This is a genomic window from Catenulispora yoronensis (assembly GCF_039531695.1).
Classification (GTDB): Bacteria; Actinomycetota; Actinomycetes; order Streptomycetales; family Catenulisporaceae; genus Catenulispora; species Catenulispora yoronensis.
Genome location: NZ_BAAAQN010000004.1, coordinates 101,238 through 115,285, shown reverse-complemented (window position 1 = coordinate 115,285; position 14,048 = coordinate 101,238). Strand labels below are relative to the sequence as shown.

General features: G+C 70.1%; 12 protein-coding genes. 9 read left to right on the top strand and 3 right to left on the bottom strand.

The annotated features are described in order from the left end of the window. Window positions 1-108: 108 nt before the first annotated feature. From ABD481_RS04600 to ABD481_RS04575, 6 genes are all read left to right on the top strand, one after another. A complete protein-coding gene (locus tag ABD481_RS04600) occupies window positions 109-2,754 on the top strand; it encodes an MGH1-like glycoside hydrolase domain-containing protein (RefSeq protein WP_344664238.1) in 2,646 nt (881 codons plus the stop codon). A 50-nt stretch (window positions 2,755-2,804) separates the two neighbouring features. Continuing rightward, window positions 2,805-3,182: a nuclear transport factor 2 family protein gene (locus ABD481_RS04595; protein ID WP_344664237.1), complete on the top strand. Its 378-nt coding sequence runs from the start codon at window positions 2,805-2,807 to the stop codon at window positions 3,180-3,182. Between the two features lie 2 nt (window positions 3,183-3,184). Continuing rightward, on the top strand, window positions 3,185-3,535 hold the full coding sequence (locus ABD481_RS04590; protein ID WP_344664236.1) for a hypothetical protein: 351 nt from the start codon (window positions 3,185-3,187) through the stop codon (window positions 3,533-3,535). A gap of 127 nt (window positions 3,536-3,662) precedes the next feature. Further along, window positions 3,663-4,025, top strand: coding sequence for a MarR family winged helix-turn-helix transcriptional regulator (locus ABD481_RS04585; protein WP_344664388.1), 363 nt, complete (start codon window positions 3,663-3,665; stop codon window positions 4,023-4,025). Between the two features lie 182 nt (window positions 4,026-4,207). After that, entirely contained in the window at window positions 4,208-5,587 is a 1,380-nt protein-coding gene (locus ABD481_RS04580) for an MFS transporter (protein WP_344664235.1), read from the top strand. 26 nt (window positions 5,588-5,613) lie between these two features. Beyond that, window positions 5,614-6,054 carry a VOC family protein gene (locus tag ABD481_RS04575; protein ID WP_344664234.1) on the top strand — a complete coding sequence of 147 codons (441 nt, stop codon included), beginning with the start codon at window positions 5,614-5,616 and terminating at the stop codon, window positions 6,052-6,054. A 57-nt stretch (window positions 6,055-6,111) separates the two neighbouring features. Here ABD481_RS04575 and ABD481_RS04570 read toward each other — a convergent pair whose 3' ends face one another. Continuing rightward, window positions 6,112-8,469, bottom strand: coding sequence for a GDSL-type esterase/lipase family protein (locus tag ABD481_RS04570; RefSeq protein WP_344664233.1), 2,358 nt, complete (start codon window positions 8,467-8,469; stop codon window positions 6,112-6,114). Between the two features lie 32 nt (window positions 8,470-8,501). Then, window positions 8,502-9,338 (bottom strand): alpha/beta fold hydrolase, encoded by an 837-nt coding sequence (locus tag ABD481_RS04565; protein WP_344664232.1) that lies wholly within the window; start codon window positions 9,336-9,338, stop codon window positions 8,502-8,504. 93 nt (window positions 9,339-9,431) lie between these two features. Between ABD481_RS04565 and ABD481_RS04560 the strand changes: the two genes are divergently transcribed. Next, window positions 9,432-9,827 (top strand): winged helix-turn-helix transcriptional regulator, encoded by a 396-nt coding sequence (locus ABD481_RS04560; protein WP_344664231.1) that lies wholly within the window; start codon window positions 9,432-9,434, stop codon window positions 9,825-9,827. Between the two features lie 13 nt (window positions 9,828-9,840). Here the strand turns inward: ABD481_RS04560 and ABD481_RS04555 are convergent, their stop codons facing one another. Continuing rightward, window positions 9,841-10,761, bottom strand: coding sequence for a hypothetical protein (locus ABD481_RS04555; protein WP_344664230.1), 921 nt, complete (start codon window positions 10,759-10,761; stop codon window positions 9,841-9,843). 183 nt (window positions 10,762-10,944) lie between these two features. Between ABD481_RS04555 and ABD481_RS04550 the strand changes: the two genes are divergently transcribed. Both ABD481_RS04550 and ABD481_RS04545 read left to right on the top strand, forming a co-directional pair. Next, complete coding sequence (locus tag ABD481_RS04550) at window positions 10,945-11,142, top strand: DUF6229 family protein (RefSeq protein ID WP_344664229.1); 198 nt, start codon at window positions 10,945-10,947, stop codon at window positions 11,140-11,142. A gap of 6 nt (window positions 11,143-11,148) precedes the next feature. Next, window positions 11,149-14,034, top strand: coding sequence for a type 2 lanthipeptide synthetase LanM family protein (locus tag ABD481_RS04545; protein ID WP_344664228.1), 2,886 nt, complete (start codon window positions 11,149-11,151; stop codon window positions 14,032-14,034). Window positions 14,035-14,048: the final 14 nt, after the last annotated feature.

The following is a 14,048-nucleotide window of genomic DNA, read 5'->3' as shown; positions in this document are numbered from 1 at the left end:
AGCCGAATTGCAACTGCGCATTCTGTGGACCCTGCATAGGGTCGAGATCACATTGCGGTCGCCGAGTGACCCGAGAGTTCTGAGAGACCCGAGAAACGCGAGGACACGGTGAGCACAGCAGAGCAGGCGCGCCTGGACCAGGTCGACGACGAAGGCGGCGAGCCCTGGCGGGCATGGGGGCCCTACTTGTCGGAGCGGGCCTGGGGGACGGTCCGTGAGGACTACTCCCCCGGCGGAACCGCGTGGGACTATCTGCCGCACGACCACGCGCGCTCCCGCGCCTACCGGTGGAGCGAGGACGGCCTGGCCGGCATCTCCGACCTGGAGCAGCTGTTCTGCTTCTCGCTGGCGTTCTGGAACGGCCGCGACCCGATCCTGAAGGAACGGGCGTTCGGGCTGACCGGCGGCGAGGGCAACCACGGCGAGGACGCCAAGGACTACTGGTGGTACCTGGACTCCACGCCCACGCACTCGTGGATGCGCTGGCGCTACCACTACCCGCAGCGCGAGTTCCCGTACAACGACCTGGTCCACACCAACCGGGACCGCGGCGTGCACGACCCCGAGTACGAACTCGTCGACACCGGGGTGTTCGACGAGGACCGGTACTGGCGGATCACGGCCGAGTACGCCAAGGCCGGGCCGCGGGACCTGTGCATCCGGATCCACGTGGAGAACAAGGGCCCGGACGAGGAGACCCTGCACGTGCTGCCGCACCTGTGGTTCCGCAACACCTGGTCCTGGGGCCTGGTGGGGCGCGAGGCGGTGCCGCGGCTGACCGGCGAGGCCGGGCGCCTGGTGGGCGAGCACCACACCCTGGGGCGGATCGTGCTGGACGGGGCCGGCGAGCCGGCGGCGCTGGTCTGCGACAACGAGTCGAACACCCGGCGGCTGTGGAACAGCGACGGCGGGCCGCGCTATCCCAAGGACGGGATCAACGACCACGTGGTCGGCGGCGCCGACTCCGTCAACCCCGAGCAGCGCGGCACCAAGGGCGCGCTGCACTACGTGCTCACCGTCCCGGCCGGCGGCACCGCCGAGATCCGGCTGCGGATGCGCACCGAGGGGCCGGCGGACGCCCCGAGCGGCTCGGCCTTCGACACCCATCTGGGCAGCGAGTTCGACGAGGCGATGACCCGGCGGCAGGCCGAGGCGGACGAGTTCTTCACGGCCCTGACCCCGGCGGCGTGCACGCCCGACGAGGCGAACGTCCTGCGCCAGGCGGTGGCCGGGATGATGTGGTCCAAGCAGTTCTACCACTACAACGTCTCGCGCTGGCTGGAGGGCGACCCGGCGCAGCCGACGCCGCCGGAGGAGCGCCGCCACGGGCGCAACGCGCACTGGTGGGCGCTGTCGGCGCGCGACGTCATCGTGATGCCGGACCCGTGGGAGTACCCGTGGTTCGCGGCCTGGGACCTGGCGTTCCACTGCGTGGCGCTGGCCGCGGTGGACCCGGCGCTGGCCAAACGCCAGCTCCTGCTGCTGCTCCAGGAGTGGTACCTGCACCCCAGCGGCCAGATCCCGGCCTACGAGTGGGCGTTCAGCGACGACAACCCGCCGGTCCAGGCGTGGGCGGCGCTGCAGATCTTCCGCATGGACGGTGGCACCGACTACACCTTCCTCAAGCTGGTGTTCCACAAGCTGCTGATGAACTTCACCTGGTGGGTGAACCGGGTCGACGCCGACGGCAACAACGTCTTCGAGGGCGGATTCCTCGGCCTGGACAACATCGGGCCGTTCGACCGCGACGCCGGCGTCCCGGTCGGCGACCTGCTGGAGCAGAGCGACGGCACGGCCTGGATGGCCATGTACGCGCTGAACCTGATGGACATCTCGCTGGTGCTGGCCGAGCACGACCCGGTCTACCGCGAGATGGTCATGAAGTTCTTCGAGCACTTCGGCCTCATCGCCGCCGCCGCCAACACCATCGGCCTGTGGAACGAGGAGGACGGGTTCTTCTACGACGTCCTGCGCACCCGCAACGGCGCCACGATCCCGATGAAGGTCCGCTCCGTCGTCGGCCTGCTGCCGCTGGTCGCCACCACCTCGGTGCGCGCCGACGCCATGCAGGCGGTGCCGGAGCTGACCAAGCGCGTGCAGTGGTTCTTCGAGAACCAGAGCGACAAGGCCAACCTGCTGATGGGCTGCGTCGACATGAACCAGTCGCACCGGCTGCTGACCATGGTCACCTTCGAGCAGCGCCCGCGGATCCTGGCCCGGATGCTCGACGAGGCCGAGTTCCTGTCCGAGCACGGCCTGCGCGCGCTGTCCCGCTACCACAAGGAGCAGCCGTTCCGGCTGAACATCAACGGCAACGACTACAGCGTCGACTACCAGCCGGGCGAGTCGAACACCTCGATGTTCGGCGGCAACTCGAACTGGCGGGGCCCGGTCTGGTTCCCGGTGAACTACCTGCTCATCGACGCCCTGGACACCCACCAGGACTTCTTCGGCGACGGCATCACGATGCCCTACCCCAGCGGCACCGAACGCCAGGCGTCCTACGGCGAGATCGCCGACGACCTGTCCGACCGTCTGGTCGGCATCTTCCTCAACGACCGCGCCGGCCGCCGACCGGTGTTCGGCGACGTCAAGCTGTTCCAGGAGGACCCGGCCTGGCACGACCAGATCCCGTTCCACGAGTACTTCCACGGCGACACCGGCGCCGGCCTCGGCGCGGCCCACCAGACCGGCTGGACCGCCCTGGCGATCAACCTGCTGCTCCGCAAGGGCCGCCCGAAGAAGGACGCGTAGCCCCGAACAGCGAGTAGGCATAGACGAGCGTGCGCTGCGACCATCGTGCGATGATCGCAGCGCACGAGTTCGTCGACCGCTGGGCGCGGGCCTGGAACGCCCACGACCTCGAAGCCGTCCTGGCCCAATTCACCGACGACGCGGAGTTCTCCTCGCCGGTGGCGGCCCAGCTGCTGCCGGGCAGCGACGGCGTCGTCCGCGGCAAGGAAGCACTGCGCGCCTACTGGGCCGAAGGCCTGCGCCGCATCCCCGACCTGCACTTCGAAGTCCTCGGCCACTACGAGGGCGTCGGCATCCTCGTGATCAACTACCGCAACCAGATCGGCCGCCTGGTCAACGAGGTCCTGCTGCTCGACGCGGACGGCCTGGCCACCCGCGGCTACGGAACCTACCTCGGCGAGGCCGAGAACCCGGCTGGCGCTCGCTGACGGTGGGCAAGGGCGACGGCGACAGCGCTGCCGGCAGCGACAGCAGCAACGGCACCTCCGACGACGAGTGGTGGCCCGACGAGGACGAGTACGTGCGCTACCTGCACAGCGAGCGCGCCGCCTACGCGTGGGTCATGCACAAATACGGCGGCCTGCCGCCGACCGAGGCGAAGGCCGCGGCCGAGGAGTTCTACTACTACGAGGAACCGGGCGCCTATCGCGGCCTGGTCTTCCACGACGAGCCGTGGCACTGGGCGATGGTGACGATCAAAGGGTCGGACTACTACACCCGGCACCGCGAGCTGGCCCATCCGCCGGACGAGTACGGGACGCTCGACGAGCCAGATACATAAAGGATTCATATAAAGGCTGTATGCTTCTGGCATGAGCCGTCAAGACGCCGCCCGCGGCGCTCCCACCGCGATCGGATCAGCCCTCTACGGACTGGCCACCAGGGCCGTGAGGCGCCTTCCCCGCGACATGAGCATCACCTCCTCCGCCACCCTGGCCACCCTGGACCGGACCGGACCGCGGCGCATCACCGATCTGGCCGCGACCGAGGGGGTCACCCAGCCCGCGATGACCGTCCTGGTCCGGGTGATGGAGGAGTCCGGGCTCGTGGAGCGGCGGGGCGACCCGTCCGACAAGCGGGTCACGCTGGTGTGGCTGACCGAGGCCGGCGCCGCCTACGTCAAGGCCCGGCGCGAGGCGGGCGTCCAAGGGTTCGCGGGATTGATCGAGCAGCTCACCGCCGACGAGATCGAGGCGTTGGCGGCGGCCCTGCCGGCGCTGCGCCGCCTGGCAGAACTCGAAGACCAGGACCGGGAAGGGCGGAAGCAGTGACCGGGACCGGGGCCTCGGTCGGCACCGGCCGACCGACGGGTCCGAACACAGGCCCGGACACAGGCACGAACGCAAGCACGAGTATGAGCCCAGGCCCAGGCCCAGGCACGAGCCCAGGCCCAGGCCCAGGCCCAGGCACGAGCCCGGAGCATCCCGAGGCCCGCCTGCTGGTCCCCTCCCTGATGTTCATCGCCCTGGTCGTGGCAGCGGTCGGCAGCCTGGGGACGCCGCTCATCACCAGGGTGGCGACCACGTTCCAGGTCTCGCTCGACAGCGCGCAGTGGACGCTGACCATCACGCTGCTGAGCGGCGCCGTCGCCACGCCCGTCCTCGGCCGGCTCGGCGCCGGCGCGCACCGGCGGACCACGATTCTCGCGACACTGGCGGTGGTCGTCGCGGGCAGTGCGCTCACCGTGCTGCCGCTGCCGTTCGCGTGGCTGCTGGCCGGGAGGGCGGCCCAGGGCGTCGGACTCGGCCTCACAGCGCTGATGATGAGCGTGGCCCGGGACCATCTCCCGGAGGCGCGCAGCGGGGCCACGATCGCCTTGGTCTCGGTGGTCTCCATCATCGGCTCGGGCGTCGGGTACCCGCTCGCCGGGCTGCTCGCCGAGATCGGCGGGGTGCGGGCCGCCTATGGTCTCGGCCTGCTGGTCACCACCGTGGCCCTCCTGGCCGCATGGCGTTCCATGCCCGCGGCTCCGGCGGACCGCTCCGGTCACGTGGACGTCGTGAGCGCGCTCGTCCTGGCGTGCGGACTGTTCCTGGTCCTGTTCCTGGCGAGCCAGACGAATCTCTGGCGGCATCACCTCGGGGTGGCGATGGTCCTGGCCGCCGTCGCTGTGCTCCTGCTCTGCGTCTGGACCTTCTCCGAACTGCGCAGCAAGACGCCTCTGGTCGACGTCCGCGCGGTACGGCATCCGGCGGTCGCCGGGGCGAACATCGCGATGTTCGTCGGCGGGATCGGCATGTACCTCCTGCTCACGCTCATCACCCGGTACGCGCAGACGCCGCACAGCGCCGGCTACGGCTTCGGTCTGACCACGTTCGTCGCCGGGCTGGTCCTGATCCCGTTCTCCGTACTGGGATTCACCGCCGGGAAGCTCACGCCGCGGGTTCGGAAACGGATCGACGGCCCCCTGCTCCTGGCCGGGAGCGCCGTCGTCGTCGGAGGCGGGTTCGTCCTGTTCGCGGCGGCCCGGTCGAACCTGGCCGAACTGTTCGTGGCGATGGGGGTGCTGGGCTTGGGGGTCGGCAGCTTCTCGGCCGCCATGCCCGGCGTCATCCTGGCCGTCACTCCCAAGAGCGAGACGTCGAGCGCCATGAGCTTCAACTACGTCGTCCGGAGTGTCGGGTACTCGCTGGGCAGCGCCATCGGCGGCCTGGTGCTGGCCGGCGGCACCAGCCCCGGTCGTCTGTTCCCGAACGACAGCGCCTTCACCACGGCGGCGCTGGTCGGTGTCGCCGCGATGGCGGTCACGACCCTGACCAGCCTCGCTCTCGCTCGCCGGCGGTCGCGCGCGACCGCCGTTCCGGCGCAGTCCTCGGCTCAATCAAGCGATTGATCTTCCACCACCCCTATCCTCGGTCCATGGCCATTCACCGTATGGACAATGTCGGTATCGTCGTCGCGGACCTCGACGCCGCCGTCGCCTTCTTCACCGAGCTCGGCATGGAGCTGGAGAACCGCATGCCGATCTCGGGTCAGTGGGCGGGCGACGTCGTGGGCCTCGACGACCTGCGCAGCGAGATCGCCATGATGCAGATCCCGAACGCGCCCGGGAAGCTCGAACTCGCGACGTACCACTCCCCCAAGGCGGTCACCCCGGTGCCCGAGGTCCCGCCGCCGAACACGCTCGGGGTGCACCGGGTCATGTTCGCGGTCGACGACCTCGAAGACACCATCGCCCGCCTGCGGCCCCTGGGCGGCGAGGTCATCGGCAAGGTGAGCCGCTACGAGGACATCTTCCTGCTCTGCTATCTGCGCGGCCCCGGCGGAATCATCATCGGCCTGGCAGAACAGCTGAACTGAGCGCCGTTGAGCTGAGTGCAGTTGGACTGAGCACCGCCATACGCATTCGGGTCCGGCTCACAACCGCGACAGATCCACCGCCGCCGCCATGGCCGCATAGCCTTTGGCGCTTGGGTGCAGATGATCGCCGGAATCATCTGCTGCCAGCATCGCCGCCGGATTGGCCGGATCCCGAATCGCGGCGTCGAAGTCCACATATGCGTCGAACACTCCGCCACTCCCCCGCACGAAGTTGTTCACCGCCTGCCGCTGCGCCTCGTACGCCGCCGTCCAGGCGCCGTACCCCTGGAACGGCGTCACCGTCCCGCCAATCACGGTCAGCCCATAGGAATGCGCGGCGGCGGCGATCTGCTTCAGCCCCGCGACAACCTGATCAGCCGACGTTCCCGCCTTGATGTCGTTCACTCCTTCCAGGATGATCACGGTCCGCGCGCCGCTCTGACTCAGCACGTCGCGATCCACCCGGCTCACGGCACTGATACCGCCCCCGCCACTCCCGGACACGCCCGTGAAGTCGTCGGTGACCACTTTGTTCGCGCTGATGCCCTCGTCGATCACGCCGCGATGCGGATACGAACCGGCCAGCAGCCGCCGGGCCAGGTCGTTCGGCCAGCGGTCGTTGCCGTTGTAGGTCGATCCGACGCCGTCAGTGATCGAGTCGCCCAGCGTGATCACGGTTCCGGTGCCAGTCCCGGTCCCGCCGGTCTGCACATCGACCCCCGACAACAGCGTCCAGAACCCGAACAGGTTGTTCACCGGGAAGTTGCCCACCGCCCCGGTCTGATCCCCCGCCTGATCAGCACTCGAATACATGTCCTGGGTGCCCAGGCTGTGCAGCGACTCCAGTTGCACAGTGCCCGGGAAATAGACGCTCACCAGCAAGTTCGCATCCGCCGGCACGGTGAACGGCACCGCGTCGCTCAGCGCCTGCCCGCCCCCGGGAATCGTCACCGCCTGATTCCCGTGAAAAGTCACCGTCACCGGCGAGGCAATGGCCGACGAAGCGCTGCTCTGCACCGCGATCGTCACGTGCCCGACGTTCACAGGCGTCCCGACAAACGCATTGTCCAACCGGATTCGCACCTGCGAACCGCCGACACTCGAATGCTCCACCATCCGCAGGGTCCGATTGGTCCACGGCCCCGGCACCAGACCGTCATCGGCCGCCGCGGCCCAACTGCCACTCCATGCTGAAGACGAAGCCCGCGTCCCGATCCCGAAGATATGAAGTTGAGCACCGCCGCCGACCACCGGAAGGGTCACAGCCGACAGGGTCTTCCCCGCGGCCAACGGCACCGACTCCACATACAGCTTCGCCGACGTCGCCGCCTGCCCACTGGCGCGATTCCAGTGCGGCAGCGCGATCGCCATCGTGTCCGTGGCACCGGTGATCCAGTCCGGTGTCCCGATGGTGTAGCTCTGGGTACTGCCATCGCTATACGTCAGCGTTCCCGGCCCCGACGCGGCGCCGTCCACGCTCGTCGCCACAAAACTCAGAGCACTGCCAGCGGCCGAGTAGCCGATCCGCTGCCCGTTCGCCACCACGTTGTCCGGCTTTCCCGCCGCCACCTGCGGCATCGTGATCGCCGCCGCGCCGGCCACGACTCGCGCACCCGGCGACCAGCCGGCAGCGATCAGATCCTGCTGCGAGAAGCTGTTCCCATAGCCGTCGATGTTCGCGCCTGTGACGTTGCCGTCGTCGCTGATCCCGGTGTTGTTGAACGCCGCCGCCAAATCCGCCACCGGGGCCACCGGCGCGAAGGCCACAGCGAAGACATGGAGCGCCGGGCCGTTGTCGGTCGCGTTCACGTTCGGCAGCGTCACCGAGGCCACAGCTTTGCTCGCGACCAGCGGCACCGACGTCAGATACAGACTCACCTGATGCGCCTGCCGCCCGCCGCCCGAGTTCCGGTACGGCGACACGGCCGCGATCCCGACGGTCCCGGCCCACCAGTCCGGCGCCGACAACGCGAAGCTCTGCGTCGTGCCGTCGGAGTAGGTCACTGTCCCGGTCCCGCCGGTGGTGCCGTTGCTGCTGGTCGCCACGACGTCCAACGCGCCGCCGGAGCCGGCGAGCGCGAACGTCTGCCCCGCGGCCAGCGTGTTGTCCGGCTGTCCCGGCGCCACCTGCGGCACGGTGACCGTCGCGCCGTCGGCCAAGCTGTAGACGGCGCCCGGCGCCCATCCGTCGGCGGCGAGCGCCTGCGCCGAGAAGCTGGCGCCGCCGCCGTCCAGGTTCGCCGCGCCCGGTGCGGAGTCGTCACTGATCCCGATGTTGTCGAACGTCGCCGCGAGACCGGACGGCAGCGTCGCGGCACGCGCTGTGCCGTGCATGAGGCCTGAGAAGCTCAGGCACAACGCGGACAGAACGACGACGGCCTGCTTGTTCCGGGCCCGGATCGAGGGAACGTTCACATTCCGCAGTGTCGAAGACTACTGAGACACTGTCAACGCAGGAATCCGGTCAACGCCGCCACCAGAGCTTCGGGGCGGTCCAGCGGGATGATGTGTCCGCACTCTGCGATGTCGAGCCTGGTGACGTCGTCGGACACCGGCCGCAGTTGGTGGTACAGCGCCGGCCCTACCGGGTGTGCGCCGATCGCGAGCGTGGAGACGGACAGGCGGCTGCCGAGCGTCGCGGCCTCGATCTGGCGTGCGGTGGTGGGCATGGCGCGGTAGTGCTCGAAGGCGCAGCGCAGAGACTCGGTGCCGGAGTACGCGGCGGCGAACGCGTCGCGGATCTCGGCGGGGATGCCACGCCCCTGGGTCCCGGCCGCCAGGAACCAGTCCACGTATTCGGCCTCGTGACCGGCGAGTACCTGTTCGGCCAGTCCCGGTACGGCGTGAAAGCCGAACCACCACGGCGGCCCGGCGGCCAGGAAGTCTTCCGCGCCGGGCAGGCGGCCCAGGAGTGCCTCCATGAGGACCAGGCGGCGGACCAGGTCGGGTCGGCGCATCGCCAGTAGGAACGCCGGTGGCATGCCGGCGTCGATGGCGACGACCGCGGCGGAGTCCACGCCGAGGGCGGCCAGCAGGTGTTCGGCGTCGGTGGCGAGGTTCTCGGCGTCGTAGCCGTCGGCGGCGCGGGTGGTGTCGCCGAGGCCGCGCAGGTCTGGGGCGATGACCCGGTAGTGGTCGGACAGCGGTGCCATGACCGCGCTCCAGAGCCGCCAGGTGTGCGGGAATCCGTGCAGCAGCAAGAGTTCTGGGCCTGTGCCCCGGACGGCGACGTTCACCTCGATCCCGTTGACGGGGACGCGCAGCAGATCGACGGGTGCGGGCATGGTTTCTCCCGGGGTGGTTACCATTGGATACCTGGTAACCTTAGGAAAGCGCCGGGGAGTGGCCAAGACGGCACTTCTCCGTCAGGTGGTGAGGTGGAAGTGACCGCCCTGTCCGACAACGCACGCGGCGACCTGTTCGATCCGGCGTGCCCGACCCGCGCGCTGCTGGACCGGGTCGGCTCGAAGTGGACGTCGATGGCCGTGAAGCTGCTCGCCGAGGCCGCGCCGCAGGAGATCCGGTTCGCGGAGCTGCGGCGCAGGATGCCCGGCGTGTCGCAGAAGATGCTCGCGACGACGTTGCGAGGCCTGGTCCGGGACGGGCTCGCGCAGCGGCGCGTCGAGCCGACGGTTCCCCCGCGCGTGCACTACAGCCTGACTCCGCTCGGCTTGTCGCTGGACGAACCGTTGGCCGCGCTGCGGGAGTGGGCCGAGGAGCATATGGCGGAGATCGATCGCGCGAATCGGGATGCGGACGCCGCGGAGGTCTGAAGGTGGGGAACCGTCACTCGGCGGCCGGCCAAGGTCCAGTCGACGTTGTGCCGGAGGGCGCCACCGCGGCCAGCAGCTCCCCCGTCACACCCTCCCCGAGCGCCGCCAGGTCCTCCATCGCGCGCTCGCGCTCCCAGTCCTGCGCGCCCACCACCAAGTCACCGATCTTCTCCAACACCGACGGCGGCACTCGCTCCGATCTCGCCGTCGCCGCCATCACCTCGTGCACTCTGCCGAGCAACGGCAGCCCTTGCGCAGCCTCGATCACCCCGCAGGCCCGCAACGCACCCCAATCCCGCGCCGCGATGGCCGTCGCCGACTGCCGGGCCGCCTCGTCCGCTCCCCGCAGACACGCGTAGCCGACGTCGCCTCCTAAAGCCAAGACCGCCCGATGCACCGCGACCACCCCGGCCAACCGGTCGCTCCCCAGCCGGAGTTCCTCCAACACCGCGTCGACCTCCGGCGCCGCCATCGCCGCGACCACGGCAGCGTACCGGGCCCTGGACTCCTCCCAACTGCCCGCCGAGACCCACTCCGCAACCGCGTCGACATCCTCATCGGACACGAACACCCACACCGGCAGCTCCCCGCCGACCACCTCCCCCCACACCCGCTCGACAGTCAGCGGCTCTACCCGCCACCGACTCCGCACCAGAGCCCTGACCTGGCCTCGCACCGGCCCCACACCACAGTCCCGAAGCCCCAACGCCAACCGCACTCCGTGCTCGACCTCCCCGTGCAACCCCTGATACCACCCGTACGCCAAAACGATCAGCGCCCGCTCCCCCTCACTCCCAAGCCCCGCGATCGCTTCCTCCCACACCCCGGCGACCTCCCCGACCCGCCCCTCAGCCGCCAGCGCGTTCGCCCGGTCGCCCAAGCTCGCCGCCAGCTCGCGCACCGCGTCGCGGTCCCGGCCCGTCGTATCAGCCACAGTGCACCACTTCCCATGTCAGAACTCTGTCAGACCATCACCAGGTGGAAATTTCAGGATGTTTCGCCTTGTCAGCCTGCACTGTGAGATATATACAGAACACATTGAGTACCGAACCACAAGGTGTCCAAAAGGTTCGGACTCACCCCCATCCGATCCGCCCGCGCCACCCGGAGGTCTCGCATGCCCAAGCCCGAAGTCCTCGACCGCGCCGACCAGATCGTCTACGAATGGCTGAGCTCGGCGGACGCCGACAGCCCGGCCGGCCCGCTGTTCACCGGCGGTAAGTACGCGGAGGCCGACATTGTCGGCGCCGTCATCCGTGAGACTCGCGGGACATGCAGCTCCTGCACCGCTTCGCGCGGCGGCCAGTGCTGCTGACCTCAGTTGGCCTCCCGTTTCTCCGGTGAGTTCGCCGGAGCGCTGGGCCGCCTGGTCTCGCCGGTCATCGCGGGCCTGGCGGCCCGGCTCGCCGCCGTCGCGGGCCTGACCGATCGCGAACGTGCCGCGGTCGTCGACGCCGCTGAGCGCGCCGTCGTCGAGACCGTGCACCGCAAGGTCAGCCGGGTCCTGCTGTTGGAGCTGAACGCCGCGCGCCTGTCCGGCCGACTCACCGCCGAGGACTCCCATGGACGGTGGACCGAGTTCCTCGCCATCGCTGACGAGCCCGGGTTCTGGCAGGCACTTGACGGCCGGTATCCCACGTTGCGGCACCGCCTGGAAACGATGATGAGCCGGCGGGCCGACGCCGCTCTGGCCATGGCGCGGCGATTCGCTGCGGATCGCAGCGCGCTGATGGAACTGATCGGCGTCAGCATCGACTCCGGCCCCTGCGAACTGCGCCGCGTCGAGTTCGGCGCGGGCGACAGCCATCTGGGCGGCCAGTCGGTCGCGATCCTGGAGTTCGCCCATGCCAAGGCCGTCTACAAGCCCCGACCGGTCGACGTCGACCTCGCGCTGAACCGCCTGCTCGGAACCGTGCTCACGGCCGTCCCCGCCGCCGAACGCATCCGCGTGCCGAACGTCCTGGTCCGGGACAACTACGGCTGGAGCGAGCACATCGCCCACGTCTACTGCGCCTCGGCCGCCGAACTCGCCGCCTTCTATCGCGGCGTCGGCCACTGGCTCGCGGTCATGCGGCTGCTCGGCGGCAGCGACCTGCACACCGAGAACGTCATCGCGCACGGTCCCGTGCCGATCGTCGTGGACTGCGAAACCCTGTTCAGCACCATCCCCGAGGGTTCGCCCTCGGGTCTGGGCGACGCCGTGGACACCGCCGCCAAACTCGTCGACGAGACCGTGCTGCGCGTCGGCATGCTCCCCAACCGGGGCGCGGCCCTGGGCTGGCGCGGCGTCGACTCGTCGTCGGTCGGAGCGCTGCCCGACGAGCAGCCCGCCGGGCAGGTCCCGGTCATCGTCGACGCCGGCAGCGACCGCGCGCGCCTGGGTTTCGCCGCGGCCGTTCCGGAGCCGGCCGCGAGCCTGCCGAATCCGAAGCCGGTGCTGGCCGACCATTGGGAGGGGGTCGCGGCCGGTTTCTCGGAGGCCACCGACTGGCTGCTGAGCGCCGACGCCGACGGCCTTCTGGAACCGGCGATATCAGCCTTCGGCGATTGTCGGATCCGGATGGTGCTGCGTGCGACCGATGTCTACGAGGAAGTCGCGCGCATGCTCTGGCATCCGGTCTCGCTCCACAACGAGCCCGCCGCCGTCGAACGCGCGGCCGAGCTGTTCGCGCAGATGGCCGAGCAGTCCGCGGCGGCGCCCGGCGATCCGGAGGCGATCGCGGCGGAGATCACGGATCTGTTGGAAGGCGACATCCCCTACTTCGGCACCACTGCGCGCGTCGGCCGGCTGACCGGGCCGAACGGGACGCACTGGCTGCCGGAGCAGGACCTGGCCGCCGACGCGCTGGCGCGCTGGCGGGGCGCGGATCTGGAGTTCGATCGCCGGATCATCCGGGCGACGCTGGTCAGTGCGTATCTGAACGCTGATTGGACGCCGAGCGCCGGTCTGCGTCCGCCGACCGCCGTCGCCACCGAGAATCTGGATCGGCGGCGTCGGGCCCTGGCCGCCGAGCTGGTCCGGCAGGTCCGCGACAGCGCGACCTGGGGTGCGGACGGCACCGCGACGTGGATCGCCCCGGTGCTGAGCCTGACCGGCTGGGTGGTCCAGCCGCTGAGCCCGGATCTGTACAGCGGGCTTCCGGGCGTCGCGCTGGTGCTGGCCGCGTATCAGCGGGAAGCCGATCACGGCCGGGCCGATCCGGTGGACGGCGTCCCCGCCCTGCTCGACGCCACGCTGCGCACGATGCGCCTGGCCGGGGACCATGCGGCGAAGCTGCGGGCCGACGGGGTCGCCCTGCGTCCCCGCGAGCCCGGCGGCTGGGTCGGGCTCGGCTCGGAGCTGTGGACCTGGCTCACGCTGCGCCACCTCGGCGCGGTCGGCGACGAGGCCGTCGAGCGCGCGCGGACCCTCGCCGCGCTGGTGCCGGACGCGATCGGCGACGCCGAGGAGTACGAGCTGGTCTCGGGCCCGGCCGGGGCCGTCGTGCCGCTGCTCCAGCTGGCGGCCGTCACCGGCGAGCGGCGGTGGTCCGACATCGCCTCGCACATCGGTTCGGTGCTGTGCGACGCGGCGCTGCCCAGGGAGGTCGGCGTGACCTGGCCGACTGTGCGCTGGCCGGCGGGCCTTGGCGGCTGCGCGCACGGCGCGTCCGGGATCGGCTGGGCCCTGGCGCGGCTGGCGCTGGCGACCGGCGACGACCGCGCGGCGGCGACCGCCGGGGCCGCGTTTGCTTTCGAAGAGTCCTGCTACGACCGCGCGGTCGGCGGCTGGCTGGATCTGCGCGAGATCGAGCCGGGTCTGACCGCCAACGCCTGGTGCCACGGCTCGGTCGGGATCGCCTTGACGAACGTGGATCTGACCCGGCGTGGCCTCGCCGTCGCCGACCACGTGCTGCCGCGCGCCGCCGTCGCCGCGCTCAGGGACGGCATGGGCTGGAACCACACGCTGTGCCACGGTGAACTCGGGGTCTGGGAGCTGATGGACGCCGCGCTGCGGGCAGGCTGCGCGCCCGAAGGGGTGGAGCGCGAGTCGTTCGAGGCGCGGATCGTGGCCGGTCTGGAGGAGAACGGCGCGATCAGCGGTATGGCTCGTGAGGCGTTCTCCCCGGCGATAATGTCAGGGCTCGGAGGTGTCGCGTACCAACTGCTGCGCATGGACGAGCGCAGCGATCTGCCGTCGGTACTCACTCTGAGCGACCCGTTCTGAGCTCCCGGTCTGAA

Bases quoted from the DNA above. Each gene is read 5' to 3' on its own strand.
- ABD481_RS04595 (WP_344664237.1), top strand. From the start codon at position 2,805: ATGATCGCAGCGCACGAGTTCGTCGACCGCTGGGCGCGGGCCTGGAAC.
- ABD481_RS04585 (WP_344664388.1), top strand. From the start codon at position 3,663: ATGAGCATCACCTCCTCCGCCACCCTGGCCACCCTGGACCGGACCGGA.
- ABD481_RS04580 (WP_344664235.1), top strand. From the start codon at position 4,208: ATGTTCATCGCCCTGGTCGTGGCAGCGGTCGGCAGCCTGGGGACGCCG.
- ABD481_RS04575 (WP_344664234.1), top strand. From the start codon at position 5,614: ATGGCCATTCACCGTATGGACAATGTCGGTATCGTCGTCGCGGACCTC.
- ABD481_RS04565 (WP_344664232.1), bottom strand. From the start codon at position 9,338: ATGCCCGCACCCGTCGATCTGCTGCGCGTCCCCGTCAACGGGATCGAG.
- ABD481_RS04550 (WP_344664229.1), top strand. From the start codon at position 10,945: ATGCCCAAGCCCGAAGTCCTCGACCGCGCCGACCAGATCGTCTACGAA.